This is a genomic window from Cellulomonas sp. P4_D11 (assembly GCF_056401915.1).
This window is the reverse complement of the sequence record NZ_JBFUIK010000010.1, coordinates 1-13,326: the sequence shown is the minus strand read 5'-3', so window position 1 is coordinate 13,326 and position 13,326 is coordinate 1. Positions and strand designations below refer to the sequence as shown.

Sequence of the window (13,326 nt, the reverse complement as noted above, 5' to 3'; positions counted from 1 at the left end):
GTGGGGCACCGTGATCGTCCCCCTCGCCCTGCTGGTCGCCGCGCTGTGCCTCGCGCTCGGTGGCTGGGCGGCCTGGTTCGTCGTGCGGGACCGCGCGGTGATCCTGCGCCAGCTCTGGGGCGGGGCGGTGATCGAGGCCGTGCTCGTCGTGCAGGCCCTGGTCGCCGGCGTCCTGGCCGCGACCGGGAGCCCTGACGTCGACGGCGTGCTCCTGTGGGGCTACGTCATCACGCAGCTGCTCATCCTGCCGATCGCCGCCGCGTGGGCGTTCGCCGAGCGGACGCGCTGGAGCTCGGTCGTCCTGCTCGTGGCCGCGGTGACCGTGGCCTTCCTCGAATTCCGACTGCTCCAGATCTGGGGGACCGTGTGACGGACCGACCGGCAGCACACCGACCGACCGGGAGCGGCCCCGGCCGCCTGCTCGTCGCCGTGTACGGGATCCTCGCGCTGGCGGCGACGGCGCGTGGCATCTACCAGGTGGCGACCAAGCTCGACGAGGCGCCCGTCGCCTACCTGCTCTCGCTCGCCGCGGGGCTCGTGTACGTCGTCGCCACGGTCGCGCTGGCCAAGGACTGGCGGACGGTCGCGTGGTGGGCGGTCTCGATCGAGCTGGTCGGCGTGCTCACCGTCGGGACGCTGTCCCTGGTGGACGTGGGGGAGTTCCCCGACGAGACGGTGTGGTCGGCGTTCGGCCAGGGCTACGGGTACGTCCCGCTGGTGCTGCCGTTCCTCGGGCTGCTGTGGCTGTGGCGCACGGGCCGCTCCGCTGCCGACGACCTAGGGTGAACACGTGTACCGCCTGCTCTTCGACCTCGTCTTCCGTCGCATGGATCCCGAGCGCGCGCACGAGGTCGCGTTCCGGCTGATCCGCGTGGTCGCCCAGGTCCCCGTGCTGCGCGACGTCGTCCGCCGGATCTTCGGCGCCGGTGACGCGGGCGCCGTGCACGTGTGGGGCCGACGCTTCCCGTCCCGGTTCGGGCTCGCCGCCGGCTTCGACAAGAACGCGGTCGGCGTCGCCGGCCTGACCATGATCGGGTTCGGCTTCGTCGAGGTCGGGACCGTCACGGCCCACGGCCAGCCCGGCAACGAGCCGCCGCGGCTGTGGCGGGTGCTCGACCAGCGGGCGCTGCGCAACCGGATGGGCTTCAACAACGAGGGTTCCGAGGCCGTGGCGGCCCGGCTGCGCCGGCTGCGGGCGACGCCCGCGGGCCGCCGGCTCGTGGTCGGGGTGAACATCGGCAAGACCAAGGTGACCCCCGCCGAGCACGCACCGGTCGACTACGCCACCAGCGCCGCGCGGCTCGCGCCCTACGCCGACTACCTCGTGGTCAATGTGTCGTCGCCCAACACCCCGGGCCTGCGCGACCTGCAGTCCGTGACTGCGCTGCGCCCGATCCTCGAGGCGACGCGCGTGGCCGCCGACGAGGCGACCGCGGCGGCGGGGCTGGCCGCGGTCCCGCTGCTGGTCAAGATCGCGCCGGACCTGTCCGACGACGACGTCGACGCGGTCGCCGAGCTGGCCGCCGAGCTCGGCCTGGACGGGATCGTCGCCGTGAACACGACCATCGGCCACGACCTCGGACCGGGCGGGCTCTCCGGTCCGCCGGTGCTGGCCCGCGGGCTCGACGTGGTCGCACGCCTGCGCAGCCACCTCGGGCCGGACGCCGTCATCATCGGGGTCGGCGGGATCACGACCCCGGCCGACGCGCGCGAGTACGTCGCGGTCGGCGCGACGCTCGTGCAGGGCTACACGGGCCTCATCTACGAGGGACCGGCCTACGCGTCCCGGATCACCCGCGCGCTCGCCGCCGACCAGGCGCTGCGTGGACCCGCCCGCCGGACGGCGGTCGCGTGATGGTGCTGAGGCCGCAGTGGGAGTGGCGGTTCGACGGTGCTGACGGCGCCACGCTCGACCGACCCGTGAGCCCGGTGTTCACCACGCAGTACGACGCCGAGCAGTGGCTCGGGGAGAACTGGCGCACGCTGGCCGCCCAGGGCGTCCAGTCCGTGGGGCTGCTGCACGAGGGGTCGCAGGCGACCCCGACGCTCACGCTGCCGTTGATCTGACGACCTAGACCATCGCGTGGACCCGGGCGGGTCCGGCGGCGGGCTCGGTGACGCCCAGGCCGGCCCAGGCATCGGCCAGACCTGCGACGGCCCGGCGCAGGTTGTCGGCGGTGGTGCTGAACGGCAGGCGCAGGTTCCGCTCGAAGCTGCCGTCGACGCCGAATGCGGTGCCGGGCACCACCCGGACGCCGTGCCGCGTGGAGATCGCGGCCAGTGCGCTCGACACCGGGGCGCCGAGGTCGGCCCAGAGCGACAGCCCGCCCGCGGGGACCTCGAAGCTCCACGACGGCAGCTGGTCCAGCAGCAGACCGACGAGCAGGTCGCGCCGGTCCCGCAGCGCCGCGCGCCGCCCGGCCAGGAGCTCGTCGGAGTGGGCCAGCAGCTCCGCGACCACGAGCTGTTCGAGCAGCGCGGTGCCGATGTCGACGTGCGCCCGCGTGGCGGCGAGCCGGTTGACGAGATCCGGGTGCGCGCGGACCCAGCCGATGCGCAGGCCGCCCCAGTAGCTCTTCGACGCCGAGCCGATCGACACCACGTACGCCGCCGCGGTGCCGTCGCCGGCGAACGAGCCGGGCGCCGACCCGTCCATGGTCAGCTCGGTGAGCACCTCGTCGCCGACGATCGTCGTGCGGTACCGGCGGGCCAGCCCGCGCACCCGGGCGCTGTCCTCGTCGGTCAGGCTGGTGCCCGTGGGGTTGCGGTGGCTCGGGATGAGGTACACGAGCCGCGGTGAGACCTGCCGCAGCGTCGACTCCAGCAGGTCGATGTCGAGCCCGGTCCCCCCGGACGGCACGGGGACGGGGCGGGCGCCGGCGGAGCGGACCACGTCGATCGCGTGCGGGTAGGTCGGGTGCTCGACCACGACGCGGTCGCCCGGGCCGGCGTGCGCGTTCACGAGCAGGTGGATGGCCTGCTGCGCGCCCGTGGTCACCAGCACCTGGTCCGGCGTCGTGGGTGTGCCGCGTCGCGTGTACCAGCGGGCGATCGCCTCCCGCAGCACGGGCAGGCCGAGGGGCGCGTAGCCGGTGCCGGCCAGGTGCCGCGGCAGCGCGTCGAGCGCGGCGAGGTACGCACCGTGCAGGGACGAGGGTGCCGACGGCGCCGCCATGGCCAGGTCGACGACGCCCGGCTCGTCGCCCACCGACTCCGCCATCGACGAGCGTGCGCCCGGGCCGGCGGGGAGCGTGGTGACGGTGCCCGAGCCGCGGCGGCTCACCACGTAGCCCTCGTCGCGCAGCAGCCCGTACGTCGCGGTGGTCGTCGTCCGGGAGACGCCCGTGGCGTCGGCGAGCTCCCGTTCGCTCGGCAGCCGGGTGCTCAGCGGGACAGCGCCGGAGAGGATCGCGGCGCGCAGCGCGTCGGCCAGGGCGACGTACGCGGGCCCGGGCCGCTGCCACGCGCCGAGCACCGCGCCGAGGCGGTGGCCGCTGATCCGTCGGTCCGCGGGCAGCTCGGTGATCGTCATGAGGCCACTATGCCAGAAGTGGCTATTCCAAGCGATGCCACTTACGAGCCAGTATTCCTGACCATGAGCACGTGGATATTCGTCCTGATCGCGATCGTGGTTCTCGTGAGCCTCATCGTCCACCTGGCGCGCCTGGTGCGCCGCGACGGGCTGGGCCACCGACCGCCGCCGGCCTCGCACCACGCGTGGTTCGAGCAGCTCACGTGAGGGCGCGTGCGTATGCTCGCGCGATGCCGTCGTGGAAGAGGTCCGACGCCCGACCGGTGCGCCGGGGCGGGCAGCTGCTCGTCGGCCTCGTTCTCTACGCCGCCTCGATCGCGATGCTCGTCGACGCCGGCCTCGGCAGCATGCCGTGGGACGTCCTGACCCAGGGGATCGTGCACCGCACCGGGCTCTCGTTCGGCATGGTGACGCTGCTGGTCGGCCTCGTCGTGCTCGCCTGCTGGATCCCGCTGCGCCAGCGCCCGGGGGTCGGCACCGTGGCGAACGTCGTCGTGATCAGCGTGCTGGTCGATCCGTTCCTCACCGCGCTGGACGCGCTGCCGGACGCGATGGGCGTCCGCATCGCGCTGGCCGCGAGCGGCATCGTGCTCAACGGCCTGGCGACGGGGCTCTACGTCGGCGCCCGGCTCGGTCCGGGGCCGCGCGACGGCCTCATGACCGGCCTGGTGCGCCGGACCGGGCGCTCGGTGCGCCTGGTCCGCACGACCATCGAGGTCGCGGTCGTCTCCGTCGGCTGGCTGCTGGGCGGCACCGTCGGGTTCGCGACGCTGGCCTACGCGCTGGCGATCGGCCCGCTGGTGCACGTGTTCCTGCCGCGGATGACGGTTCCCACCGAGGCGCGGGAGCCCGTCACCGTGTGACGGGGGTCCGGCCCCGGGGGAGCCCCAGGGCCGGACCGTCCGTTCAGCGCGCCGGCGGCGCGTTCTTGGCCGTCTCGGCCGGGTCGGACACGACGGAGTCGCCGAGGATCGTGTCGATCCGGGCGAGCAGCTCCGCCGGGATGGTCACGCCCGACGCCTCGACGTTCTCCGTGACCTGCTCGGGCCGCGAGGCCCCGATGATCGCTGCGGCGACGTTCTGGTTCTGCAGCACCCACGCCACGGCGAGCTGCGCCAGCGAGAGGCCGAGCTCGTCGGCGACGGGCGTGAGGTCCTGCACCCGCCGCAGCACGTCGGGCTGCTCGAGGAAGCGGCCGATGAACCGGGCGCCACCCTTCTCGTCGGTCGCGCGGGACCCGGCGGGCGGCGCCTGGCCCGGCTTGTACTTGCCGGTGAGCACGCCCTGCGCCACGGGGGACCAGACGATCTGCGACACCCCGAGCTCCTCGGACGTCGGGACGACCTCGCCCTCGATGACCCGCCAGAGCGCCGAGTACTGCGGCTGGTTGGAGATGAGCTGGAAGCCCAGGTCCGTCGCCAGCGCGTGGCCGGCGCGGATCTGGTCCGCGGTCCACTCGGAGACCCCGATGTAGAGCGCCTTGCCCGCGCGGACGACGTCGGCGAACGCCTGCATCGTCTCCTCGAGCGGCGTCGACTCGTCGTACCGGTGCGCCTGGTAGAGGTCGACGTAGTCCGTCTGCAGGCGCTCCAGGGAGCCGTCGATCGACTCCATGATGTGCTTGCGCGACAGCCCCATGTCGTTGGCGCCGCCGGGGCCGGTGGGCCAGTAGACCTTGGTGAAGATCTCGAGCGACTGGCGCCGCTCGCCCTTCAGCGCCTCGCCCAGGACGGTCTCGGCCTTGGTGTTGGCGTAGACGTCGGCGGTGTCGAAGCTGGTGATGCCCGCGTCGAGCGCGGCGCGCACACAGGCCTTCGCGGTGTCGTTCTCGACCTGCGAGCCGTGCGTGAGCCAGTTGCCGTAGGTGATCTCAGTGATCTTCAGGCCGGAGCGGCCCAGGTAGCGGTAGGAAACCATGCCCGCCACCCTACGGCGGGCTCAGGAGGGCCGCTGACCGTGCTTGACCTGCGGCTTGGGCAGGCGCGCCGGGCGGATCTGGAACGCCCGCAGCACCGCGTACATCGCGACCCCGCGCGGGATCTGCTCCGCGCCGAACTTGGCCACGAGGCGCTTCTTCAGGCCGCGCCACATGAGCCAGCCGTCGATGCCGGCGGCGATGATGTAGATGTAGAGCGCCAGGATGGCGAAGACGGCGATCGCGGTCTTGGCCAGCGCGAACTGCGCGACGAGGAACACCGCCGCCATCGGCAGGAAGAACTCGCCGAGGTTCCAGCGGGCGTCGACCGCGTCCCGGATGTAGCGCCGGACGGGACCGCGGTCCTTGGCCGGCATGTTGCGCTCGTCGCCGGTCTGCATCGCCCGGTACTCGACGTCGCGCTGCGCCTTGGCCTGCTCGCGGGTGGCCTTCTTGGTGGTCGGCGCGACCAGCGGGCGCTTGTTCGCGGCCTCGGAGACCTTGCGCTTGGGCGTCGGACGGCCCTTGCCCGCGTCCGTGGGCGGGGGTGCGCTCTCCGTCAGTGCGGGAGTCACGGGCTGGGGGTCGTTGCTGCGTCCGAACACCCCGCCAGGGTAGTCGAGTAGCGTGCTGGTCCGTGACCGACGCCTCCTCGCACCCCAGCATCCTTCCCGGCGACCGCACGGACGCCCTCCGCTCTCGCACGGCGGCCGCGTTCGGCGCCCTGCGCGCCGACCTCGAGGCCCTCGTGCGCATCCCGAGCGTGTCGAACGCCGAGTTCGACCAGGCGCACGTCGCGGCCAGCGCCGACGCCGTCGTGGCGCTCCTGCGCGACGCCGGTCTCGACGACGTGCAGGTGCTCTCGGTCCCGGGCGGCGCCCCGGGCGTCGTCGGCCGTCGCCCCGCGCCGGAGGGTGCGCCGACCGTGCTGCTGTACGCCCACCACGACGTCCAGCCGCCGGGCGACGACGCCGACTGGGACAGCCCGCCGTTCGAGCCCACGGAGCGCGGGGGGCGGCTCTACGGCCGCGGCGCGGCGGACGACAAGGCGGGCGTGATCGCGCACGTCGGTGCCCTGCGCGTGCTCGGCGACGACCTGGGCGTCGGTGTCACGGTGTTCGTCGAGGGCGAGGAGGAGATCGGTTCGCCGACGTTCACCGCGTTCCTGCACACGTATCGCGACCTGCTCGAGGCGGACGTCATCGTCGTCGCGGACTCGTCGAACTGGGCCATCGGCGTACCGGGCCTCACCACGTCGCTGCGCGGCCTGGTCGACTGCGTGGTCGAGGTCGCCGTCCTGGACCACGCCGTGCACTCGGGCATGTTCGGCGGCGCGATCCTGGACGCCCCGACCCTCCTCGCCCGCCTGATCACGACACTGCACGACGACGAGGGCGACGTCGCGGTCGCCGGCCTCGTGCACGCGCCCGACCCGTCCGTGGACTACGACGAGGCGACGTTCCGCGCGGACGCGAGCGTGCTCGACGGCGTCCGGCTCGCGGGCACGGGGCCGATCACCGCCCGGCTCTGGACCCGCCCGGCGATCGGTGTCATCGGCTTCGACGCGCCCCGCGTGGCCAGCGCGTCGAACACCATCACCCCGCGCGCCTCGGCCAAGCTCTCCGTCCGGCTCGCCCCCGGCCAGGACCCCGCGGCGGCGATGGCCGCCCTGCGCACGCACCTGGTCGGGCACGCCCCGTTCGGCGCCCGTGTGACCGTGACCGACGGCGAGCAGGGCAAGCCGTTCCAGGCGCCGCTGGACTCCCCGGCGATGCAGGCCGCGCGGTGGGCGTTCGCGCAGTCGTGGGGGACGGACCCCGTGGACATCGGCGTCGGCGGATCGATCCCGTTCATCGCCGACCTGCTCGAGGTCTACCCCGACGCGTCGATCCTGGTCACGGGCGTTGAGGACCCCGACGGCCGCGCGCACGGCGCGAACGAGTCGGTGCACCTGGGCGAGCTGGAGAAGGTCGTGCTGGCCGAGGCGCTGCTGCTCGAGCGGCTGGCCGGCAGCTAGAGGTCCGCGGCGAGCTCGCGGGCCTGGGCGAGGACTGTCGCGCCGGCCGCCCGCTCGTCGTCGTCCAGCGGCAGGGCGGCGAGCCGGGCGAGGGTCGCGCGGGGTCCCAGTCGGGCATGCCGTAGAACTGCAGGTCGACGTCGTCGCGACGCAGGGCGACGTACGCGTAGGGCCGCTGCTGGCGGGAGACCACCGAGAAGCCGAGCGCGCCGTAGAAGTCGACGGTCTCGTCGAGGGAGCCGCAGGGCAGCAGGGGGACGGTGCGGGCCATCGACCCAGCCAACCAGACGGCGCCGAGGGCGTCAGGCGGTCTCGCGGTGCGCGACGCCGACGGCCTCGGCCCAGGCCTGGACGTCCGCCGGCAGCTCTGGGGACGGCCAGTCGTGGGTGCCGAACAGGTCGATGACGTCCGGCGCCGGGATGCGGGAGCCGTCCCGGCCGAGGAACCGGCCGGCGACGACGCCGCGGGCGACGTGCTGGTCCCCGCGGCGGAAGACCTGCTCGAGGTAGGCGCAGCGCTGGTCCCAGCCGAGCAGGCGCGTGGAGATCTCGAAGCGCTGGCCGAGCGTGAGCGACCGGCGGTAGGACATGGTCGACGAGGCGACGACGGGGTACCAGCCGTGGGTGTGGAGCGGGCCGAACGCCCCGAGGTCCGCCAGGAAGTTGCTGCGCGCGACGTCCATCATCTGCAGGTACACGCCGTTGTTCACGTGGCGGTAGAAGTCCAGGTCGCCCACGTGGACGCGCATCCGCGTGACGGACGGGTCGAGCAGGCCGCGACCGGGGACGGCACGTCGGGGGCGGGTGGTGGCCAGTGCGAGCTGGATCATCCGGGTCACCCGCGCGATGTTACTCGCGAGTAGGTTCCGCGGGAACGGCGACGAAGTGCTCGACCACCGGGAACGGGTCGTAGAAGTGGTGCAGGAGCTCCCGCCACTGCGTGTACTGCGGCGAGCCGCGGAACCCGACCTCGTGCGCCTCGACGGAGTCCCAGCCGATGAGCAGCAGGTAGGTCGATGCGCTCTCGACGCCCCGGGAGACGCGGATGCCACGGAAGCCGGGGACGCTCGCGACGAGCGGGGTGGCCTCCGCCATCGCCCGCTCGAACGCGTCCTCCTGGCCGGCGCGGACCGGCAGCAGGGCGTGCTCGACCACGGGAGCGTCGAGCGGTCCCGTCATACCGGGGGCTCGGGGTCGTACTGGATGCCGCGCCGCACGGCCTTGGCGGCCTCGACCGACTCCAGTCGCGCCACGAGGTGCAGGGCCATGTCGATGCCCGCCGACACGCCCGCGGACGTGACCACGTCGCCGTCGTCGACGAACCGCGCCTCGGTGTCCGCGAGCACGCTCGGGTCGAGCGTCGCCAGCTCGTCGAACGCGTTCCAGTAGGTCGTGGCCGGTCGCCCCGACAGCAGACCCGCCGCGGCGTACACGAGCGCGCCCGTGCAGACGCTGGTCATCAGCGGGGTCGACGCGCGCATGCCGCGGACCCACTCGAGGTGCTCCGGGTCCCGCAGCAGCGGACGCGTGCCGGAGCCGCCGGGGTAGACGAGGACGTGCACCGGGCCGAGCTCGTCCGCGCTGAGGTCCGGGACCAGTCGAAGACCCTTGGCGCAGCGCACCCCGAAGCCGTCCACGGAGAACGTCACGACCTCGGGCCGCAGCTCCGACGTGCTCGCCCAGGAGGAGAGCACCTCGTAGGGCCCGACGACGTCGAGCTCCTCGGCGTCGTCGAAGACGAAGATGCCGACGCGCAGATGGTGTCCCGTGGACATGCTCAGTAGCCCGGCAGGGCGAGCATCTGGTCGAGCGCCACGCGCGCCCAGTGGGCGTCGTCGGCGTCCACGACGATCCGGTTGACGGGCCGCCCGGCCACCAGCGACTCCATCGCCCAGACCAGGTGCGGCAGGTCGATGCGGTTCATGGTCGAGCAGAAGCAGACCGTGGAGTCGAGGTAGTGGATGTTCTTGTCGGGGTGGGCCGCCGCGAGCCGGCGCACGAGGTTGAGCTCGGTGCCCACAGCCCAGGAGCTGCCGGGCGCCGCGGAGTCGAGAGCCTTGACGATGTACTCGGTCGAGCCCACCAGGTCCGCCGCCAGCACGACCTCGTGCTGGCACTCCGGGTGCACGATCACCGTGACGTCCGGGACCGCCGCGCGCATGTCCGTCACGTTCCGGACCGAGAACCGCCCGTGCACCGAGCAGTGCCCGCGCCACAGGATCATCCGGGCGTCCCGCAGCTGCTGCGTGGTCAGGCCGCCGCCGGGCTTGCGCGGGTCGAAGACGACGCAGTCGTCGAGCGAGAGGCCGAGCTGCTGCACGGCGGTGTTGCGCCCGAGGTGCTGGTCGGGCATGAACAGCACCTTGCCCGTGCCGCCGACGCCGCCGACCTTGTCGAAGGCCCAGCGCAGGGCGACGTGCGCGTTGGACGAGGTGCAGATGGTGCCGCCGTGGCGGCCCGTGAACGCCTTGATCGACGCGGCGGAGTTCATGTAGGTGACCGGGACCGTCGCTTCCGCGACGCCGGCGTCCACCAGCACGTCCCACGCGTCCTCGACCTGGTCGATCGCGGCCATGTCCGCCATGGAGCAGCCCGCCGCGAGGTCCGGCAGGATCACCTGCTGGTGGTCGGACGTGAGGATGTCGGCCGACTCGGCCATGAAGTGCACGCCGCAGAAGATGATGAACTCGGCCTCGGGCCGCGCGGCCGCCTCGCGCGCGAGCTTGAACGAGTCGCCCGTGACGTCGGCGAACTCGATGACCTCGTCGCGCTGGTAGTGGTGGCCGAGGACGAAGGCGCGGGTACCCAGCGCGGCGCGCGCCGCGCGGGCGCGCTCGACGAGGTCCGGGTCGCTCGGCGCGGGGAGGTCGCCCACGCACTCGACGCCGCGCTCGGAGGCCAGGTCGACACCGCGCCCCAGCAGCAGGAGGGCCGACGGAGCCGGCTCGGAGAAGGTGCTCACGCTCACGCGGCGATCCTCGCACACGAGGCGCTGCACGCTCGCGGGAGACCGGCGTGCCACGATGCACGGCGTGCGCGTCCTCATCGCCCCCGACAGCTTCGGCTCGAGCCTCACGGCCGCCGAGGCGGCGGACGCGATCGCCGGTGCCTGGCGGACCGTCGCGCCGCACGACGAGGTCACGGTGTGCCCGCTCGCCGACGGGGGACCCGGGTTCGTCGCGACCCTGCACGCGGCGCTGGGCGGCGAGCTGGTCCCCGTCGCGGTGACCTCGCCGGTCGGCGTCCAGGTCCCGGCCGTGGTCCTGCTCGTCGGGACGACCGCCTACGTCGAGTCCGCGCAGGCGGTCGGTCTGCCCCTCGTCGCGCCCGAGCTCCGCGACCCGACCCGGACGTCGAGCCGGGGCGTCGGTGAGCTGGTCGCGACCGCGCTGACGGCGGGTGCCCGGCGGGTGGTCGTGGGACTGGGCGGCTCCGCGACGAACGACGGCGGCGCCGGTGCGCTGGTCGGGCTCGCCCGCGCGCTCGGGCTCGCCGGGCCGTCCGACCTGCTCGACACCGGCGGTGGCTCGCTCGGCGCGGTGGTCCCCGACGACCTCGCGGGCCTCCGGGAGCTGCGGGACCGGCTGCGAGAGGTCGAGCTCGTCGTCGCCACGGACGTCGACGTGCCGCTGCTCGGGCTGCACGGCGCGAGCGCCGGGTTCGCGCCACAGAAGGGCGCGACGCCCGAGCAGGCGCAGGAGCTCGAGCGGGCGCTCGGCCACTTCGCGCACGCCGCCACCGCAGCCCTCGGCGACGCCCTGCGCCCCGACCTGCTCGCCGGCACCCGTCCTGCCTCGGCCACCTCGCGGCTCACCGCCGCACCCGGGGCCGGTGCCGCCGGCGGGCTCGGGTTCGGCCTGGCGCTGCTCGGCGGGCGTCTGGTGCCCGGGTCGGCGTTCGTCGCCGACGCCGTCGGCCTCGACGCGCTCGTCGGAGACCACGACGTCGTCGTCACCGGGGAGGGGCGCTTCGACTGGCAGTCGCTCCACGGGAAGGTGGTCGCCGAGGTCGCGACCCGGGCGCTGGCGCACGCCGTGCCGACCGTCGTCGTCGCGGGAGAGGTCCTGGTCGGGCGCCGCGAGCTGTCCGCGGCGGGCATCACGGCCGCCTACGCGGTGGGCGAGACCCCCGAGCAGGTGGCCGCCGCGCTGGCCGCCCCGGCGCAGACCCTGGCGGCCCGGGCCGCCCGCGTGGCGAGAACCTGGTCACGTTGACGGGAAGTCGCCGTGGGCGTCGTACCCTGGACGGGAACAACCTCGCGGCGGGTGCTGTTGCCAGAGGTTGACGCAACAGAAGTGCTGTCCAGCGAGCACCCAGGAGAACCCATGAGCGAGACCACCGCGACCGAGACCGCGACCGAGACGCACGGCGTCCTCCTCACGGACTTCGCCGCCTCGAAGGTCCGCAGCCTCCTCGAGCAGGAGGGCCGCGACGACCTGCGTCTGCGCGTCGCCGTCCAGCCCGGTGGCTGCTCCGGCCTGATCTACCAGCTCTACTTCGACGAGCGGGTCCTCGACGGCGACGCCCTCAAGGACTACGACGGTGTCGAGGTCGTCGTCGACCGGATGAGCGTCCCGTACCTCGAGGGCGCGACGATCGACTTCGCCGACTCGATCGAGAAGCAGGGCTTCACCATCGACAACCCGAACGCCGGCAGCGCCTGCGCGTGCGGCGGCTCGTTCAGCTGATCTGACGTCCACAGGCCCGGTTCCCCTTCGCGGGGGCCGGGCCTGCGTCATGCGTGCAGGCGGACGGTCAGCGCGTGCACGCCGTCCTCCTCGGTAGCGCCGACCATCGCGTGCCCCCGCATCCGCGCCCAGGCGGGCACGTCGTGCACGGCCGCGGGATCGGTGGCCAGCACCGTCAGCTCGGTCCCGGGCGGCGCGTCGGCCGCGGCGCGGGCCAGGCGGATGACCGGCGCCGGGCAGCGCAGCCCGCGGGCGTCGACCGTGATCACAGCCCGCCGACCCCCCACTCCTGCCGGACGGCCGCCACGATGCCCGGCAGCTCGTCGAGGAACCGCTCGACGTCCGCGGGGTCGGTGCCGCGCGGGAGCGCCAGTCGGAGGTTGCCGTGGGTGAGCGCGCCCATGGCCGCCAGCACGTGGCTGGGCTCGAGCGCGCTCGACGTGCACGCCGACCCCGAGCCCACGGCGAACCCGCGGGCGTCGAGCGCGGCGAGCAACGCCTCGCCCTCGACGTAGAGGCAGGAGAAGGTCAGGACGTGGGGGAGACGGTCGACCGGGTCGCCGACGACGTCGACGTCGGGGACCTCGGCGGCCACCCGCGACCGGATCCGGTCGACCAGCTGTCGCCGTCCCGTGTCGTCCGCGCCGCGGGTGGACGTGGCGACCTGCAATGCGACCGCGGCCGCCAGGGCGGTGGGCACGCTCACGCCGCCGGGGAACCAGCGGTCCTCGTCCTCCGGCCAGTCGGGCGAGCGCCGGACCCCGCTCCGGGTGACGAGGACGCCGAGCCCGCCGGGGCCGCCCCAGTCGCCCGCGTCCGCCGCCAGCAGGTCCCAGGAGTCGCCGACGTCGACGTGGCCCAGGCTCGCGCCCGCGTCGACCAGCAACGGGACCCCGGCGGCGCGGGCGGCCGCGTGCACGGCGTCGACGGGCTGGCGGGTCCCGACCTCGCCGTTGGCGTGCTGAAGGGCGGCCAGGGCGACGCCCGGCGCCGCGACCGCGGCCGTGAACGCGTCGGCGTTTACGCGGCCGTGCCGGTCCACCGGGACGGTGACGCGGTTCGCCGCGAAGTCCGCCGCGTTGAGCACCGCGGCGCGCTCGACCGCGCCGACGACCACGTCCGAGCCCTGGCGTCGCCGCCCGCGCGCGACCGACCGCACCGCGCCGTGCAGCGC

The 13,326-nt window shown here is 74.1% G+C and carries 18 protein-coding genes; 9 read left to right on the top strand and 9 right to left on the bottom strand.

Going from position 1 to position 13,326, the window contains the following annotated elements; genetic code table 11:
• Nucleotides 1–10 precede the first annotated feature (10 nt).
• The 4 genes from AC1DT4_RS08235 to AC1DT4_RS08220 are packed head-to-tail and all read left to right on the top strand — an operon-like array spanning nucleotide 11 to nucleotide 2,067.
• Nucleotides 11–370 (top strand): hypothetical protein, encoded by a 360-nt coding sequence (locus AC1DT4_RS08235; protein WP_477089295.1) that lies wholly within the window; start codon nucleotides 11–13, stop codon nucleotides 368–370.
• On the top strand, nucleotides 367–786 hold the full coding sequence (locus tag AC1DT4_RS08230) for a hypothetical protein (RefSeq protein WP_477089294.1): 420 nt from the start codon (nucleotides 367–369) through the stop codon (nucleotides 784–786). Before AC1DT4_RS08235 ends, AC1DT4_RS08230 begins: the two co-directional genes overlap by 4 nt.
• A 4-nt stretch (nucleotides 787–790) precedes the next feature.
• A complete protein-coding gene (locus tag AC1DT4_RS08225) occupies nucleotides 791–1,855 on the top strand; it encodes a quinone-dependent dihydroorotate dehydrogenase (protein ID WP_477089293.1) in 1,065 nt (354 codons plus the stop codon).
• Entirely contained in the window at nucleotides 1,855–2,067 is a 213-nt protein-coding gene (locus tag AC1DT4_RS08220; RefSeq protein ID WP_477089292.1) for a hypothetical protein, read from the top strand. Before AC1DT4_RS08225 ends, AC1DT4_RS08220 begins: the two co-directional genes overlap by 1 nt.
• Nucleotides 2,068–2,071: 4 nt before the next feature.
• Here the strand turns inward: AC1DT4_RS08220 and yczR are convergent, their stop codons facing one another.
• Nucleotides 2,072–3,532 (bottom strand): MocR-like transcription factor YczR, encoded by a 1,461-nt coding sequence (gene yczR / locus AC1DT4_RS08215; RefSeq protein WP_477089291.1) that lies wholly within the window; start codon nucleotides 3,530–3,532, stop codon nucleotides 2,072–2,074.
• 63 nt (nucleotides 3,533–3,595) lie between these two features.
• On the opposite strand from yczR, the gene AC1DT4_RS08210 reads away from it, so the two are divergent.
• Both AC1DT4_RS08210 and yczE read left to right on the top strand, forming a co-directional pair.
• Entirely contained in the window at nucleotides 3,596–3,739 is a 144-nt protein-coding gene (locus AC1DT4_RS08210) for a hypothetical protein (protein WP_477089290.1), read from the top strand.
• A 23-nt stretch (nucleotides 3,740–3,762) separates the two neighbouring features.
• Nucleotides 3,763–4,395, top strand: a complete 633-nt coding sequence (yczE, locus tag AC1DT4_RS08205) for a membrane protein YczE (protein WP_477089289.1) — start codon at nucleotides 3,763–3,765, stop codon at nucleotides 4,393–4,395.
• Between the two features lie 43 nt (nucleotides 4,396–4,438).
• Here yczE and AC1DT4_RS08200 read toward each other — a convergent pair whose 3' ends face one another.
• Both AC1DT4_RS08200 and AC1DT4_RS08195 read right to left on the bottom strand, forming a co-directional pair.
• Nucleotides 4,439–5,449, bottom strand: coding sequence for an aldo/keto reductase family protein (locus AC1DT4_RS08200; RefSeq protein WP_477089288.1), 1,011 nt, complete (start codon nucleotides 5,447–5,449; stop codon nucleotides 4,439–4,441).
• A gap of 21 nt (nucleotides 5,450–5,470) precedes the next feature.
• Nucleotides 5,471–6,052, bottom strand: coding sequence for a DUF3043 domain-containing protein (locus AC1DT4_RS08195; protein ID WP_477089287.1), 582 nt, complete (start codon nucleotides 6,050–6,052; stop codon nucleotides 5,471–5,473).
• Between the two features lie 32 nt (nucleotides 6,053–6,084).
• Here AC1DT4_RS08195 and AC1DT4_RS08190 point away from each other — a divergent pair, with 32 nt between their 5' ends.
• Nucleotides 6,085–7,464, top strand: coding sequence for a M20/M25/M40 family metallo-hydrolase (locus AC1DT4_RS08190; protein WP_477089286.1), 1,380 nt, complete (start codon nucleotides 6,085–6,087; stop codon nucleotides 7,462–7,464).
• 302 nt (nucleotides 7,465–7,766) lie between these two features.
• On the opposite strand, the gene AC1DT4_RS08185 is transcribed toward AC1DT4_RS08190, so the two are convergent.
• From AC1DT4_RS08185 to nadA, 4 genes are read right to left on the bottom strand one after another with little or no spacing between them, the layout of a single operon-like run.
• Nucleotides 7,767–8,294 carry an acyl-CoA thioesterase gene (locus AC1DT4_RS08185; RefSeq protein ID WP_477089285.1) on the bottom strand — a complete coding sequence of 176 codons (528 nt, stop codon included), beginning with the start codon at nucleotides 8,292–8,294 and terminating at the stop codon, nucleotides 7,767–7,769.
• Between the two features lie 19 nt (nucleotides 8,295–8,313).
• Nucleotides 8,314–8,643 carry an antibiotic biosynthesis monooxygenase family protein gene (locus AC1DT4_RS08180; protein WP_477089284.1) on the bottom strand — a complete coding sequence of 110 codons (330 nt, stop codon included), beginning with the start codon at nucleotides 8,641–8,643 and terminating at the stop codon, nucleotides 8,314–8,316.
• Nucleotides 8,640–9,239 carry a DJ-1/PfpI family protein gene (locus AC1DT4_RS08175; RefSeq protein WP_477089283.1) on the bottom strand — a complete coding sequence of 200 codons (600 nt, stop codon included), beginning with the start codon at nucleotides 9,237–9,239 and terminating at the stop codon, nucleotides 8,640–8,642. The genes AC1DT4_RS08180 and AC1DT4_RS08175 overlap by 4 nt, the downstream gene beginning before the upstream one ends.
• A 2-nt stretch (nucleotides 9,240–9,241) precedes the next feature.
• Nucleotides 9,242–10,432: a quinolinate synthase NadA gene (gene nadA / locus AC1DT4_RS08170; RefSeq protein WP_477089282.1), complete on the bottom strand. Its 1,191-nt coding sequence runs from the start codon at nucleotides 10,430–10,432 to the stop codon at nucleotides 9,242–9,244.
• A gap of 55 nt (nucleotides 10,433–10,487) precedes the next feature.
• Between nadA and AC1DT4_RS08165 the strand changes: the two genes are divergently transcribed.
• Entirely contained in the window at nucleotides 10,488–11,678 is a 1,191-nt protein-coding gene (locus AC1DT4_RS08165; protein ID WP_477089281.1) for a glycerate kinase family protein, read from the top strand.
• A gap of 111 nt (nucleotides 11,679–11,789) precedes the next feature.
• Complete coding sequence (erpA, locus tag AC1DT4_RS08160) at nucleotides 11,790–12,152, top strand: iron-sulfur cluster insertion protein ErpA (RefSeq protein ID WP_370503438.1); 363 nt, start codon at nucleotides 11,790–11,792, stop codon at nucleotides 12,150–12,152.
• 47 nt (nucleotides 12,153–12,199) lie between these two features.
• Here erpA and AC1DT4_RS08155 read toward each other — a convergent pair whose 3' ends face one another.
• Together AC1DT4_RS08155 and AC1DT4_RS08150 are read right to left on the bottom strand one after the other, a co-directional pair.
• Nucleotides 12,200–12,418, bottom strand: coding sequence for a sulfurtransferase TusA family protein (locus tag AC1DT4_RS08155; RefSeq protein WP_477089399.1), 219 nt, complete (start codon nucleotides 12,416–12,418; stop codon nucleotides 12,200–12,202).
• The coding region (locus AC1DT4_RS08150) for an aminotransferase class V-fold PLP-dependent enzyme (protein ID WP_477089280.1) at nucleotides 12,418–13,326 on the bottom strand (909 nt) is incomplete at its 5' end. The genes AC1DT4_RS08155 and AC1DT4_RS08150, both read right to left, overlap by 1 nt.

Bases quoted from the DNA above. Each gene is read 5' to 3' on its own strand.
- AC1DT4_RS08220 (WP_477089292.1), top strand. From the start codon at position 1,855: ATGGTGCTGAGGCCGCAGTGGGAGTGGCGGTTCGACGGTGCTGACGGC.
- yczR (WP_477089291.1), bottom strand. From the start codon at position 3,532: ATGACGATCACCGAGCTGCCCGCGGACCGACGGATCAGCGGCCACCGC.
- AC1DT4_RS08210 (WP_477089290.1), top strand. From the start codon at position 3,596: ATGAGCACGTGGATATTCGTCCTGATCGCGATCGTGGTTCTCGTGAGC.
- yczE (WP_477089289.1), top strand. From the start codon at position 3,763: ATGCCGTCGTGGAAGAGGTCCGACGCCCGACCGGTGCGCCGGGGCGGG.
- AC1DT4_RS08200 (WP_477089288.1), bottom strand. From the start codon at position 5,449: ATGGTTTCCTACCGCTACCTGGGCCGCTCCGGCCTGAAGATCACTGAG.
- AC1DT4_RS08185 (WP_477089285.1), bottom strand. From the start codon at position 8,294: ATGATCCAGCTCGCACTGGCCACCACCCGCCCCCGACGTGCCGTCCCC.
- AC1DT4_RS08180 (WP_477089284.1), bottom strand. From the start codon at position 8,643: ATGACGGGACCGCTCGACGCTCCCGTGGTCGAGCACGCCCTGCTGCCG.
- AC1DT4_RS08175 (WP_477089283.1), bottom strand. From the start codon at position 9,239: ATGTCCACGGGACACCATCTGCGCGTCGGCATCTTCGTCTTCGACGAC.
- AC1DT4_RS08165 (WP_477089281.1), top strand. From the start codon at position 10,488: ATGCACGGCGTGCGCGTCCTCATCGCCCCCGACAGCTTCGGCTCGAGC.
- erpA (WP_370503438.1), top strand. From the start codon at position 11,790: ATGAGCGAGACCACCGCGACCGAGACCGCGACCGAGACGCACGGCGTC.